Here is a 12,929-nt window from a genome sequence, read left to right as displayed (position 1 = left end):
TGTCGGGACGAGGAGGAGCGCACCACGGTGACCCCGACGACGAGCGGCGACGTCCTGACGACGAGCGGCGGCACGCGCTGGACCATGCGCGGCGAGATCGACGCCGCGGTCCAGGCCCGGCGCGAGGACGAGCTGCTGCGGATCGCGCAGTCCGCGAACGAGCGCATCCACGTCGACCTCGGCGAGGTGACCTTCATGGACTCGGGCGGCCTGCGGCTGCTCTACCACGCCGCGACCGCGGGCTCGGGAGCTCCCGTCCTGGAGCGCGTCCCGCGCCGTGTCCGCGACCTGCTGGAGCTCAGCGGGGTCGTCGACCTCTTCGAGCTCGCGGACGACCCGACCGACGAGGACAGCGCGTGAGCGTCGAGCACGCCGCGGTCCCCGTCGGCTTCGTCGAGATCGGCTCCTGGCCGCTGCGCGGCCTGGGTGACCTCGCGACGCTGCGCGAGGGCCTGCACCGCCTGCTCACCGGCGGGCCGCTCCCGCCGGACCGCGCGCTCGAGGCGACGCCGGAGCGCGTCGTCCTCGTCGCGAGCGAGCTCGCCACCAACGCCCTGCGCCACGGACTGCCGCCCACGCGCGTCCGGCTGCTCAGCGACGGGCGCGAGCTCGTGGTCGACGTCGTCGACCACTCGCCGGACGCACCCGTGGTCGCCGGACGGCGCTCGCCGGGCGCGGGCGGGTTCGGACTCGTGCTCGCGCAGCGGGCGTCGACGGCCGTCGGCTGGTGCCGCACCGGCACGGGCGAGAAGCACGTGTGGGCACGGTTCGACGTCCCGGTCTTCCGTGCCGGGGCCTCGGTGCGCAGCGCGCTCCTCCCCGTCGGCTGACCGCCGACCCGGCCACCGCCCTCAGGCGTCGCGACGCACCAGGAGCAGCGTCGCGTCGTCGGCGGAGCGCGGGTCGCGCGCCGCGGTGACGATCCCGTCGACGTCCACGTCCGGGCCCGTCGAGAAGACCGCCGCGAGCCTGTCCAGGCCGTCTCGGATCGACTCTCCCCGCCGCTCGATGAGACCGTCGCTGTAGAGCACGAGCGCGCCCCCGCGCGGTACCTGCACGCGCTGTGCTGGCGGGACCCGGTCGACGAGCCCGAGGGGCGGCACGCTCGCGCTCTCGGTCCAGGCGGTGCTGCCGTCGGGGCCGACGACGAGCAGGGGCGGGTGGCCCACCGACACGTGCTCGACGACGCCGCTCACCGTGTCCAGCAGCGCGACCGCGAGCGTCGCGACCTCGCCCGGCAGCGTCCAGCGGGCGACCTCGGCCAGCCGCGCCACCGCCTCGACCGCCGATCCCGTGCTCACGAGTGCCGCGCGCAGCGTCGTGCCGAGCTGGCCCATCGTCGCGGCCGCCTGGAGCCCGTGCCCCGTGACGTCGCCGACCACGAGCGCGAGCCGGCCCGAGGGGAGCACGAGGGCGTCGTACCAGTCGCCGCCGACCAGCCCGGTGCCGGCGGACTCGTAGCGGGACTGGAGGGTCCAGCCCGGGACGTCGGGCAGCAGCGCCGGCAGGAGGCTGCGCTGGAGCTCCTCCGTCGCCCGCACGGCCTTGCGCCCGCGCAGGTACAGCGCCTCGACGAGGTGGCCGCGCAGCGACGTGGCGACGTCCGTCTGGTCCGACGTCCACGGCGCGCTCTGGCCGCGCACGACCTCGCGCCAGCGCTCGAACGACTTGCGGGGGCTGAGCCGGACCGTCTCGCCCTCACGCTGCGCGATCGCCTTGTTGTACGGGTCCCCGCCCCAGTCGACGTGCCGCAGCACCTCGTCGCGCACCCACACGACGACCTGGCCCTCGGGCAGGACGATGCCCATCACGCCGGCGACGTCGGGCGCGAGCGCCGCGAGGTCGGGCGCGTCGCGGCCGAGCGCCTCGGTCGCGACGAGGTCCTCGTCGTGGCTGAGCACCCAGGCCACGAGGGCGCGGCACCCGTCCTCGTCGGGCGTGCTGCCGACCTTGATGAGGCCGCCCTCGGCGACGACGATCGCGCCGTCGGCGCGGACGAGGCGGCGGAGCCACCCGGAGCGCGTGAGCGCGGTGCCGATCGGGACGCTCTCGTCCCGGCTGTCGGCCGCCAGGTGGGCGAGGACGCCCTCCGCGCGCCGCACCTCGGCCTCGCGCTCGTCCTCGGCCTGCGCGACGAGCCGGACGGACAGCGCCGACCCGAGGAACTCCGCGGCCGTGCGCACCTCGTACGGAGGCTCGTGCGGACCTGCGTAGTGGTGGCACGCGATCAGCCCCCACAGCCTGCCCTCGCGCAGCAGCGAGATCGACATCGACGCGCGCACGCCCATGTTGCGCAGGTACTCGAGGTGGATCGGCGAGACGCTGCGCAGCGTGGAGTACGTGAGGTCGAGGGGCGCGCCCGTCGTCGGCAGCAGCGTCGGGACGATCGGCTGCGGCTCGTAGTGGACGTCCGCGATGAGGCGGATCCAGTTCTTCTCGTACAGCGCCCGGGCCTGCGGGGGGATGTCCGACGCCGGGTAGTGCAGCCCGAGGAACGCGTTGAGGTCCTCGCGGCGTGCCTCGGCGACCACCTCGCCGTTGTACGCGGCGTCGAAGCGGTAGATCATCACGCGGTCGAACCCGGTCAGCTCGCGCACGTGCCGGGCCGCGTCGTCGTACAGCTCGTCGAGGGTCGCGGCGCGCTCGAGGTCGCGCAGCGCGTGCCGCACGGCGAGGTACGTGTTGGGGAACGTCAGGGGGCGCGCGCCTGCCGCGGACTCGAGCTCGACGACGAGCACCGGCTCCGTCTCCGGACCGTCGGCGGGCAGCGGGGGCCGGTGGAGCACGGCGTCCACGACGACGGACGCCCCGTCCCAGCGGTCGAGGGTCAGCGTGACGGGGTTGCGCGTGGCGAGGTCGCCGACGTTCGCGGCGTGGTCGAGCACCCGGCGTGCCGGGTCCGCACCCAGCGCGTCGGCGAGCGGGCGGCCCGCGAGCTCCTCGGCCGAGGTCCCCAGGTACCGCTCGACGTTGGCCGACGCCTGGAGCAGCACGCCGTCCGACTCACGCACGACGAGCAGGACGCCCCGCGGCTGGATCATGCCGGGCACGTGGATGGGCTCGCGCGCGCAGTTGTCGAGGTCCACCGCCTCGCCGGGCGCCAGCAGCTCCGGCTCGTCGACCGTCCTGGTCACGTGCTCCTCCGTCCGGGTCGCCGCGCACAGGCACGGTGCCGCGGCGCGGGTCGACGGACCACCTGGGCTCGAGGATCCTGGTCGAGTGCCCCAGGCTACCGCGCCTCGTGGCTCAGGCCGGCAGGCGGCCCCGGGGGACGTCGCCGCGTGCCGCCAGGGCGCTGCCCGTGAGCGACGCCACGGAACTCCGCGGTAGCGTCGTTCGTCGGACGAGCGGGGCCCCGGACCGCCCGCCCGGCCCCGACGACCAGAAGGTGACCCATGAGCACGACGACGACCCCGATCCTGCGCGCCACCGGCCTCGCCGCCGGCTACGGAGGGCCCGACGTCGTCCACGGCATCGACCTCGACGTGACGCCGGGCGCTCCGCCGGTCGGGATCGTCGGCGAGTCGGGCGCCGGAAAGTCCACGGTCGTGCGCGCGCTCGTCGGGCTCGTCCGGCCGACGGCCGGCCACGTCACGTACGCCGGGCGCACGGTCACCAAGCTGTCGCGCCGGGACAAGAAGCAGTTCACCGCCGACGTCCGACGCGTCTCGCAGGACGGTCTCGCCGGGATCGGGATCGACCCGCGCTGGACCGTCGACCGCACGCTCTCCGCGGCGCTCAAGGACGCGCGGCGCGCCGGCCGCCCCAGCGGGCGGTCCGTCGAGGACCTGCTCGGCGACGTCGCGCTCGAGCCCCGGTACGCGCCGCGCACGATCCACTCGCTCTCGGGCGGGGAGAAGCAGCGCGTCGCGCTCGCCGTCGCGCTCGCCACGCGCCCGCGCGCCCTGCTGCTCGACGAGCCGCTCACCGCCGTCGACCCGGCGATGCGCGGCGACGTCGTGCGGCGCCTCGCCGACGCGACCGCCGAGCTCGGCACCGCGGTGCTGCTCGTCTCGCACGACCTGGAGCTCGTCGAGCGGATGTGCCCCTCCGTGCACGTGCTCGCCGACGGGACGTTCGTCGCCTCCGGCGCGCTGCGCGACGTCTTCGCCGGCACCGCCCCCGGCGCCGACCACCCGGCCGTGCGAGGGCTCGCGGAGGCCGCCCCGCTCGCCGTCCAGCGGTTCCGCTGACGCTCCGGAAGAACTCGTCGGCGGCGCGTGTCGAAGACCGGGGGGCGCCGTCCGACGTCAGGGTGAACACGCCTTCACGACACTAGGGTCGAGGGGGCACTCACCGAGGAGGAACGTCATGCGCGTCATGGTCATGATCAAGGGCACCGGGGCCGACGAGGACAAGATCGCTCCCACGCAGGACATGCTCGCCCAGATGGGCGCGTACAACGAGGAGCTCGTCAAGGCGGGCATCATGCTCGACGGCCAGGGCCTCCAGCCCACCGCCAAGGCCGCGCGCGTCGTGTTCAGCGGGGGCGAGACGTCGGTCGTGGACGGTCCGTTCACCGAGTCCAAGGAGATCGTCGCCGGGTACTGGATCTGGCAGGTCTCCTCGCTCGAGGAGGCCGTCGAGTGGGCCCGCAAGTGCCCGAGCGACCCCAGCATGGGGCTCGAGGAGGTCCTCGAGATCCGGCCGATCTTCGAGATCGAGGACTTCGGCGCCGAATACACGCCCGAGCAGCGCGAGAAGGACGAACGCCTCGCCGAGCAGATCCGCGCCCAGCAGGGCTCCTGAGGGTCACCCGGCGAGCACGGGCACCGCGATGACCGACGTCTCCCGCACCGTCGAGGCCGTGTGGCGCATCGAGTCGCCACGGCTCGTCGCGGGCCTGGTCCGGACCCTGCGGGACGTCGGCCTCGCCGAGGAGGTCGCCCAGGAGGCGTTCGTCGCCGCGCTCGAGCAGTGGCCCGAGCAGGGCGTCCCGGACAATCCCGGCGCGTGGCTGACCACCGTCGCGCGTCGCCGCGCCGTCGACCTGGTCCGCCGCGAGCGCACGCGCGACGCGAAGTACGCGCGGCTCGCGGCGGACCTCGCCGCGCCCGGGGCACGGTCCGGCGCAGGGACGACGGCGGTCGCGCGCCCGGGCGACGGCGGCGCGGTCCTCGTCGGGTCGGTCCCGGCCCCCGACGCGATCGTCGACGACCCCGTGGGCGACGACCTGCTCGCGCTCGTCCTCGTCGCGTGCCATCCCGTGCTGCCGCGCGAGTCCCGCGTCGCGCTCACGCTGCGCCTCGTCGGGGGCCTGACGACCGACGAGATCGCCCGAGCGTTCCTCGTCCCGTCCGCGACGGTCGGGCAGCGCATCTCCCGCGCCAAGCGGACGCTCGCCGAGGCGAACGTCCCCGTCGACGTCCCGCAGGCCGACGAGCTCGCCGCCCGCGTGCCCGCCGCGCTCGAGGTCGTGTACCTCGTCTTCACCGAGGGGTACGCCGCGACGTCGGGCGACACGTGGGTGCGGCGCGAGCTCGCCGAGGACGCCATGCGCCTCGGACGCGTGCTCGCCGGGCTGCTGCCGGGCGAGCCGGAGGTGCACGGGCTCGTCGCGCTCATGGAGCTCCAGGCGTCACGGTTCGCCGCGCGCACCGGGCCCGACGGCGAGCCCGTGCTCCTCGAGGACCAGGACCGCTCCCGCTGGGACCGGCTCCTTGTGCGGCACGGCCTCGCCGCGCTCGACCGCGCGCTCGCGCTCGGCACGCGCGCCGGGAAGGCGCTCGGGCCCTACTCGCTCCAGGCCGCGATCGCCGCGTGCCACGCCCGCGCCGCGACGTGGGCCGACACCGACTGGGACGCGATCGTCGCGCTCTACGACGCTCTGGCGTCGGTCGCGCCCTCCCCCGTGGTCGAGCTCAACCGCGCCGTGGCCGTGGGCTACGCGGACGGTCCCGAGGCCGCGCTCCTCGTGCTCGACGCCGTCGCGGACGACCCGCGCCTCGCGCGCCACCACCTCTACGGCGCCGTGCGCGGCGACCTGCTCACCCGGCTGGGCCGGCACGCTGAGGCCGCCGACGTCCTCGAACGCGCCGCAGGCCTGGCCCCGACCCGCCACGAGCGTCAGCTCCTCCTGGAGCGGTCCGCCGCCGCGTCGTCGTCCGCCGACCCGCACCCCGCCCGTGGTCGCGAGGTAGAACCTCCGGGCCCGAGGTAGAGCCCCGCGAGCTCTACCTCGCGACCGGCGGTTCTACCTCGCGAGGACGGACTCGATCGCAGCCGACTCGTCGGCGGTGAGCGGGGGCGCCGAGAGCGCCGCGACGTTGTTCTCGAGCTGGCGCACGCTGCTCGCGCCGATGAGGGCGGACGTGACGCGGTCGTCGCGCAGGACCCAGGCGAGGGCGAGCTGGGCGAGCGTCTGGTCGCGGCCGGTGGCGATGTCGTTCAGCGCGCGAGCCTTCTCGAGGTAGGACTCGTCGAGGTTCTGCTCGGACAGGAACGGGGAGTCGGGGCGTGCGGCGCGCGACCCCTCGGGCGCGGAGCCGGAGAGGTAGCGGTCGGTGAGCAGGCCCTGCTGGAGCGGCGAGAACACGATGGTGCCGACGCCGAGGTCGCCCACGACGTCGAGCAGCGACTCGCTCTGGACGCCGTCGTACCGGTCCTCGTGCGCGGGGTCCTCGACGTGGCGGTTGAGCATCGAGTAGCTGGGCTGGTGGATGAGCAGCGGGGTGCCGAGGTCGGCGAGGATCGCGGCGGCCTCCCGCGTGCGGGACGGCGAGTAGTTCGAGACGCCGACGTAGAGCGCCTTGCCCTGCTGGACGGCGTCGTGCAGCGCCCGCATGGACTCCTCGAGCGGCGTGCTCGGGTCCGGGCGGTGGTGGTAGAAGACGTCCACGTAGTCGAGGCCCGTGCGCGTCAGCGACTGGTCGAGCGACGACAGGAGGTACTTGCGCGAGCCGCCGTCGCCGTACGGCCCGGGCCACATGTCGTAGCCCGCCTTGGAGGAGATGACGAGCTCGTCGCGGTACGCGCCGAGGTCCTGCGCGAGGTGGCGGCCGAAGTTCTCCTCCGCGGAGCCGTACGGCGGGCCGTAGTTGTTGGCGAGGTCGAAGTGCGTGATCCCGAGGTCGAACGCGCGGCGCAGCACGGCGCGCTGCGTCTCGAACGGGTTGACGTCGCCGAAGTTGTGCCACAGACCGAGCGAGATCGCGGGCAGGTCGAGGCCGCTGCGCCCCGTCCGGCGGTAGGTCATGGTGTCGTAACGGTCGTCGGCGGCGACGTAGCGCGGGGCGAGAGGCATGGGTCCATTCTGCCTCCCTGCGCCCTGGGAGCTGTGCCCAGACTCGTCCCGCAGGCGGGCCGTCGTCTCGCACGACGTCTCAGGCCCGGGCTGGTCCGAGGACTGTGAGGAGCTGCAAGCGTTCCGCGGACTGGCTACCAGGTGCTGCGGTGTAGACGAGCAGCGAGTGCGACTGCTCGGGATCGAGCAGGGTCTGGCAGCTGAGCTCGAGCGGTCCGACGAGCGGGTGGAGGTACCGCTTGACCTGGCGTGGTCGCACGCCCACCTCGTGCCGGTCCCACACCGTGCGGAACTCCTCGCTGCGGTCGAGGAGAAGCTGGGCCAGGTGGGCAGCGCGCGACTGCGGCCCCCGCAGGGCGAGCACCCCACGCAGCCCCGACGCGTACATCCGGGAGTAGAAGGCGTGGTCCTCTGGGAAGTAGAGATCGCGCACCGACGCATCGGTGAACCAGCGGTACCCGATGCTTCGCGAGGGGCCCGTGTACCGGCGAAGGTCGCCGACGAGCGCGACGCCGGGAGGCGTCTGCCACAGCGTCTCGCCGAGCTCGGTGACGATCTCCGCCGGTGTGTCTTCCAGGCGCTCGATGATCCGCAGCAGCCCGGGGTCCACGTGATCGCCGGCCGCCCCGGGCTCGGGCGGGCGATGCCCGGCGAGCCGGAACAGGTGGTCGCGTTCCGCGCGCGACAGGTGCAGGCCCTGCGCGATCGAAGCGACCATCTGCTCCGAGGGCTGCGGGCCACGCTCTCTCTCGAGCCGGGAGTAGTAGTCCGTGGACATGTGGCACAGGCTCGCGACCTCCTCTCGCCGCAGCCCTTCGGTGCGGCGCCGCGATCCACGCGGCAGACCCACGTCCTCGGGCTGCAGCACGGCGCGACGGGTGCGCAGGAAGTCGGCGAGCCCCGCTCTGTCGATCATGGGTCCATCGTCACGTGCCTGCGGCTGCAGAGCCACGGATCATCAGGTCGTGGATAACGTGCTGCGCCTGGCTGAACCTGGCATGGGCCGTCCGCCGCGCGCCCACCTCATCCAGCACCGAGGAGTCCTCATGCCCCGCACGAGCCACGAGATCACCGTCCCCGACCTCACGGGTCGGCGCGCCGTCGTCACCGGCGCGAGCGACGGCGTCGGCCTCCAGATCGCGACCCGGCTCGCCGCCGCCGGGGCCGACGTCGTCATGCCGGTCCGCAACCCGCACAAGGGCGAGGCCGCGGCGGCGCGGATCCGAGCCGGACACTCCGCAGCTCGCCTGACGCTGCGTGAGATGGACCTGTCCTCGCTCGCCTCCGTGTCCTCGTTCTCGCAGACGCTGCTCGACGAGGGGCAGCCGATCCACCTGCTCGTCAACAACGCCGGCGTCATGACACCGCCCACACGTCAGGTCACCACCGACGAGTTCGAGCTGCAGTTCGGGACCAACCACCTCGGCCACTTCGCCCTCACCGGCCACCTCCTCCCGCTCCTGCGGACCGGGCAGGCCCGGGTGACGTCGCAGGCGAGCGTTGCCGCACGCAGCGGCAGGATCCGCTGGGACGACCTCCAGTGGCAGCAGGGCTACGACGGGATGGGCGCCTACCGGCAGTCGAAGATCTCCGTCGGGCTGTTCGCGCTCGAGCTCGACCGGCGCAGCACGGCACAGGACTGGGGCATCACGAGCAACGTCTCCCATCCCGGTGTCGCCCCGACGAGCCTGCTCGCAGCACGGCCCGAGCTCGCCCGTGACTCCGCGACACGAGGCCGACGCATGATCGAGTGGCTGTCCTCGCACGGACTGCTCGTCGGGACGACGCAGACGGCAGCCCTGCCCGCTCTCATGGCCGCGACGTCCCCCGACGCGAAGAGCGGTGCCTTCTACGGACCGCAGTGGCCGGGCAACGCCGGCGGACCGCCCGGAGAGCAGAAGCTCTGGGCCCCGCTGCGCGATGCCTCGGAAGCCGCGCGCCTCTGGTCCGTCTCGCAGGAGCTGACAGGCGTCACGTTCGACTGACCGGCGCACGGCGTCGGCCGAGCGTCGCTGCGCGCCGGTCTAGGCCGAGTCCCGCACGACGAGCACGGGGTCGAAGATCCGTGACGTGACCCGTGGCTCGCCGGTCTCGACCTGCTCCAGCAGGAGGCGCGCCATCTCGGCCGCCATCTCCTCCACGGGCTGGCGCACCGTCGTCAGGGCCGGGCGCGTGAGCGTGCCGGCGGGGCTGTCGTCGAACCCGACGACAGCGACGTCGTCCGGCACCCGGCGCCCTTGCTCGCGCAGCGCGTGGACCGCGCCCTGCGCCATGACGTCGTTCGACACGAAGACGCCGTCGAGCCCCGGTGCGGTGCGCAGCAGCTCGAGCATCGCGGCCTCGCCGCTCTCGACCGTGAAGTTGCCCTCGACGCTCGGCACGTACGCGTGACCCCGCCGCGCCATGGCGTCGCGGAAGCCGTCGAGGCGGTCGCGCGCGGCGAGCACGTCGAGAGGCCCTGAGACGACGCCGACCGTCCGGCAGCCGCGGTCCAGCAGGTGGTGCGCGGCGAGCCGTGCGCCGTCGGCGTTCGCGACGTCGACGTAGCTCACCGGGAGGGGCCGCGGTGGCCGGGCGAAGAGCACCGTGGGCCTGCCCGTGGCCAGGAGCTGCTCGGGGAGCGGGTCGTCGGCGTGGGTGGAGACCAGGAGCGCGCCGTCGGCGTTGCCGAACCGGAGGTACGACACGACCTGCCGCCTCGCCTCGTCGCCGTCGGCGAGCATGAGCACGGGGTGGACGTCGTGCGGGCGCAGGGACCGCACGAACGACCCCACGACGCGGCCGAAGAACGGGTCGGCGAGCAGACGCGGGAGGTGCAGGCCGTCGTCGGGCGCCGGCTCGGCACCGGAGACGACGACCGCGACGGTCCCGGTGCGGCGCGTGACGAGCGAGCGCGCGGCGCGGTTGGGCACGTAGCCGGTCGTCGCGACGGCCTCCAGGACGACCTCCTGGACGGCGGGAGCGACCTTGCGCTTGCCGTTGACGACGCGCGAGACCGTCGCGCGCGACACGCCCGCCACCCGGGCCACGTCGTCGAGCGTCGGCGCCCGGTGCCTCACGTCCTCGCTCACACCATCGACGATAGCAGGGGTAAGAGCGCTTTCCCGGCTGGCACCGGCCCGGGGCACGCTCGGGATCGCCGTCCATTTCTTACTAACCAGTTTGTTAGACTTAGTGACCGTTTTGAGTCGTTTTATGCACGTATTGCTACCCAATCTCACGGCCGCTGCGCTTGACAGCCCTCGTGAGCGGGTGAAAACTCGGGTCTCGGGTAAGAGCGCTCTCCCTGCTTCATACCTCAGCCGCGGCGCCGCGGCTGAGGGCACGGCTCGACGACGAACTGTGCCCCGGGTCGACGCAGACCTGGGGCGGACGGAGAGGTAGACGAACACGATGCGCACCACATCCCCCACCGCCCCCGGGCGACCCCGCAGACGCCGAGCGGCCCGCGCCGCGCTCGCAGCGCTGGCCTCCGGCGCGCTCGCGGGAGCGGCGCTGGTCGTGCCCGCGACGACCGCGAGCGCCGAGCCGGTGCTCCTGTCCCAGGGCAAGCCCGCCACCGCGTCGTCCGTCCAGGACGACTGGGCCGGGTACGCCGCGGGCAACGCCGTCGACGGCGACCTCGGCACGCGCTGGTCCAGCGCCTGGAGCGACCCCCAGTGGCTCCAGGTCGACCTCCAGCAGGCCGCGAGCGTCGACCGTGTGGAGCTCGTCTGGGAGGGCGCCTTCTCCTCCGCGTACCAGGTCCAGGTCTCCGACGACGCCTCCGCGTGGCGCACGCTCTACTCCACGACCCAGGGCGACGGTGGCACGGACGTGCTCGACGTCGACGGGGAGGGCCGCTACGTGCGCGTGCTCTCGACCGCGCGTCCGGGTGGCTACGGCCACTCGCTCTACGAGTTCCGCGTGTTCGGCGAGGCGGGCGGCTCGGGGCCGGTCGACCCGACCGACCCCGGTGACCCGACCGACCCGTTCCCCGACTACGTGCACCCGGGCCACCCGACGGTCCCGGTCAAGGACTCCGGCCCGAGCGTGGTGAAGGTCGTCGGCGGGAACGGCGACTGGGATCTCCAGGTGGACGGGCAGCCGTACACCGTGCGCGGGTTCACGTGGGGCGGCACGAGCGCCGAGGAGACCGGCCCGCGCATGCAGGGCCTCGCCGACATCAACGGCAACACGACCCGCACCTGGGGCACGGGCGCCGACTCGCGCGCGATCCTCGACGCCGCGGCCGCGCACGACGTCCGCGTCATCGCGGGCTTCTGGCTCATGCCCGGCGGCGGCCCGGGGTCGGGCGGCTGCATCGACTACCGCACCGACACGACGTACAAGAACGACACCAAGGCCGACATCCTGCGCTGGGTCGAGGAGTACAAGAACCACCCGGCCGTCCTCATGTGGAACATCGGCAACGAGGCGATCCTCGGCCTCCAGAACTGCTACTCCGGCACCGAGCTCGAGGAGATCCGCGACGCGTACGCGTCGTTCGTCAACGAGGTGAGCGTCGCGATCCACGCGATCGACCCCAACCACCCGACGTCGAACACCGACGCGTGGACCGGCGCGTGGCCGTACATCCGCGACCACGCGCCCGACCTGGACCTGCTCTCCATCAACGCCTACGGCGACGTGTGCAGCATCGCGAGCGCGTGGGAGGCCGGGAACTACGGCAAGCCGTACGTGCTCACCGAGGGCGGCGCGGCCGGCGAGTGGGAGGTGCCGGACGACGCGAACGGCGTCCCGGACGAGCCCACCGACATCGAGAAGAGCCGCGCGCTGCCGCTGTCGTGGAAGTGCCTCATGGAGCACGAGGGCAAGGCGCTCGGCGCGACGTTCTTCCACTACGGCGTCGAGGGCGACTTCGGCGGCGTATGGTTCAACGTCACGCCCGGCAACAACAAGCGCCTCGGCTACCACGCGATCGCCCAGACGTGGGGCGTCGACCTCGCGGGCGTGAACACGGCCCCCCGCATCAGCGGCATGGCGATCCCGGGGGCGACGTCCGTGACCGCCGGCGCCACGCTCGACTTCGACCTCGCCGCGACCGACCCCGACGGCGACCCGATCAACTACGTCGCGTTCTTCAACAGCAAGTACATCGACGGCGCCGGCGGCCTCGCCTGGACCGAGCTCACGAGCAAGGGCCAGGGGAAGTTCTCGGTCACCGCACCGTCGCGGCTCGGCGTGTGGAAGCTCTACGTCTGGGCCGAGGACGGGAAGGGGAACGTCGGGGTCGAGACGCGCTCGTTCCGCGTCGTCGCACCGCCGGTCGCGGGGACGAACATCGCGCAGGGCAAGACCACGACGGCGTCGAGCTTCGACCCCTGGAACGGGAACTGGTCCCCCGGCCAGGCGACCGACGGCGACCAGGGCACCCGCTGGGCGAGCAACTGGAACGACGACGAGTGGCTGACGGTCGACCTCGGATCCGTCCAGGCGTTCCAGCACGTCCAGCTCGTCTGGGAGACCGCGTTCGGCAAGGCCTACCGGATCCAGACGTCGAACGACGGGCAGTCCTGGACCACGGTCCGCACGGTGACCGACGGCGACGGCGGGGTCGACAGCCTCGACGTCGCGGGCAACGGCCGCTACGTGCGGCTCCAGCTCGACGCGCGCGGCACCGAGTGGGGCTACTCGCTCTTCGAGCTCGGCGTGTACCAGCGCTGACACCCGCAGACGTCCGGGT

Annotated in this window: 11 protein-coding genes; 7 read left to right on the top strand and 4 right to left on the bottom strand. The window is 73.5% G+C overall.

All coding sequences use genetic code 11. The features are described 5' to 3' along the window. The first annotated feature begins 27 nt into the window (after positions 1-27). Both A0J59_RS02735 and A0J59_RS02730 read left to right on the top strand, forming a co-directional pair. The gene (locus A0J59_RS02735; RefSeq protein ID WP_047231488.1) at positions 28-360 is read left to right on the top strand and encodes an STAS domain-containing protein; all 333 of its coding nucleotides are present in this window, start codon (positions 28-30) and stop codon (positions 358-360) included. Beyond that, on the top strand, positions 357-830 hold the full coding sequence (locus A0J59_RS02730; protein ID WP_156532764.1) for an ATP-binding protein: 474 nt from the start codon (positions 357-359) through the stop codon (positions 828-830). The genes A0J59_RS02735 and A0J59_RS02730 overlap by 4 nt, the downstream gene beginning before the upstream one ends. A gap of 21 nt (positions 831-851) precedes the next feature. Here A0J59_RS02730 and A0J59_RS02725 read toward each other — a convergent pair whose 3' ends face one another. Continuing rightward, positions 852-3,134 (bottom strand): SpoIIE family protein phosphatase, encoded by a 2,283-nt coding sequence (locus A0J59_RS02725; protein WP_255364925.1) that lies wholly within the window; start codon positions 3,132-3,134, stop codon positions 852-854. Positions 3,135-3,395: 261 nt separating this feature from the next. Here A0J59_RS02725 and A0J59_RS02720 point away from each other — a divergent pair, with 261 nt between their 5' ends. The 3 genes from A0J59_RS02720 to A0J59_RS02710 all read left to right on the top strand — a co-directional run bounded on the left by A0J59_RS02720 (position 3,396) and on the right by A0J59_RS02710 (position 6,160). Next, positions 3,396-4,193 (top strand): ABC transporter ATP-binding protein, encoded by a 798-nt coding sequence (locus A0J59_RS02720; RefSeq protein ID WP_047231486.1) that lies wholly within the window; start codon positions 3,396-3,398, stop codon positions 4,191-4,193. Between the two features lie 118 nt (positions 4,194-4,311). Continuing rightward, positions 4,312-4,749, top strand: a complete 438-nt coding sequence (locus A0J59_RS02715; RefSeq protein ID WP_064315140.1) for a YciI family protein — start codon at positions 4,312-4,314, stop codon at positions 4,747-4,749. Positions 4,750-4,777: 28 nt separating this feature from the next. Further along, complete coding sequence (locus A0J59_RS02710; protein WP_064315139.1) at positions 4,778-6,160, top strand: RNA polymerase sigma factor; 1,383 nt, start codon at positions 4,778-4,780, stop codon at positions 6,158-6,160. A gap of 33 nt (positions 6,161-6,193) precedes the next feature. On the opposite strand, the gene A0J59_RS02705 is transcribed toward A0J59_RS02710, so the two are convergent. Both A0J59_RS02705 and A0J59_RS02700 read right to left on the bottom strand, forming a co-directional pair. Continuing rightward, positions 6,194-7,243 (bottom strand): aldo/keto reductase, encoded by a 1,050-nt coding sequence (locus A0J59_RS02705; RefSeq protein ID WP_064315138.1) that lies wholly within the window; start codon positions 7,241-7,243, stop codon positions 6,194-6,196. A gap of 79 nt (positions 7,244-7,322) precedes the next feature. Then, on the bottom strand, positions 7,323-8,159 hold the full coding sequence (locus A0J59_RS02700) for a helix-turn-helix transcriptional regulator (protein ID WP_064315137.1): 837 nt from the start codon (positions 8,157-8,159) through the stop codon (positions 7,323-7,325). 130 nt (positions 8,160-8,289) lie between these two features. Here A0J59_RS02700 and A0J59_RS02695 point away from each other — a divergent pair, with 130 nt between their 5' ends. Continuing rightward, positions 8,290-9,228 carry an SDR family oxidoreductase gene (locus A0J59_RS02695; protein ID WP_047231479.1) on the top strand — a complete coding sequence of 313 codons (939 nt, stop codon included), beginning with the start codon at positions 8,290-8,292 and terminating at the stop codon, positions 9,226-9,228. 39 nt (positions 9,229-9,267) lie between these two features. Here the strand turns inward: A0J59_RS02695 and A0J59_RS02690 are convergent, their stop codons facing one another. After that, positions 9,268-10,314: a LacI family DNA-binding transcriptional regulator gene (locus A0J59_RS02690; protein ID WP_047231478.1), complete on the bottom strand. Its 1,047-nt coding sequence runs from the start codon at positions 10,312-10,314 to the stop codon at positions 9,268-9,270. Between the two features lie 322 nt (positions 10,315-10,636). Here A0J59_RS02690 and A0J59_RS02685 point away from each other — a divergent pair, with 322 nt between their 5' ends. After that, entirely contained in the window at positions 10,637-12,910 is a 2,274-nt protein-coding gene (locus A0J59_RS02685) for a discoidin domain-containing protein (RefSeq protein ID WP_064315136.1), read from the top strand. Positions 12,911-12,929 lie beyond the last annotated feature (19 nt).

The sequence above is a fragment of the Cellulosimicrobium sp. I38E genome (genome assembly GCF_001647255.1).
In the GTDB taxonomy this organism is placed as follows: domain Bacteria; phylum Actinomycetota; class Actinomycetes; order Actinomycetales; family Cellulomonadaceae; genus Cellulosimicrobium; species Cellulosimicrobium cellulans_E.
The sequence above is the reverse complement of the archived record's forward strand: the minus strand, read 5'-3'. Positions and strand labels throughout refer to the sequence as shown.

What these genes read in the sequence shown, in the direction of transcription:
- A0J59_RS02700 (WP_064315137.1), bottom strand. Translation starts at nt 8,159, where the DNA reads ATGATCGACAGAGCGGGGCTCGCCGACTTCCTGCGCACCCGTCGCGCC.
- A0J59_RS02685 (WP_064315136.1), top strand. Translation starts at nt 10,637, where the DNA reads ATGCGCACCACATCCCCCACCGCCCCCGGGCGACCCCGCAGACGCCGA.
- A0J59_RS02715 (WP_064315140.1), top strand. Translation starts at nt 4,312, where the DNA reads ATGCGCGTCATGGTCATGATCAAGGGCACCGGGGCCGACGAGGACAAG.
- A0J59_RS02710 (WP_064315139.1), top strand. Translation starts at nt 4,778, where the DNA reads ATGACCGACGTCTCCCGCACCGTCGAGGCCGTGTGGCGCATCGAGTCG.
- A0J59_RS02720 (WP_047231486.1), top strand. Translation starts at nt 3,396, where the DNA reads ATGAGCACGACGACGACCCCGATCCTGCGCGCCACCGGCCTCGCCGCC.
- A0J59_RS02705 (WP_064315138.1), bottom strand. Translation starts at nt 7,243, where the DNA reads ATGCCTCTCGCCCCGCGCTACGTCGCCGCCGACGACCGTTACGACACC.
- A0J59_RS02695 (WP_047231479.1), top strand. Translation starts at nt 8,290, where the DNA reads ATGCCCCGCACGAGCCACGAGATCACCGTCCCCGACCTCACGGGTCGG.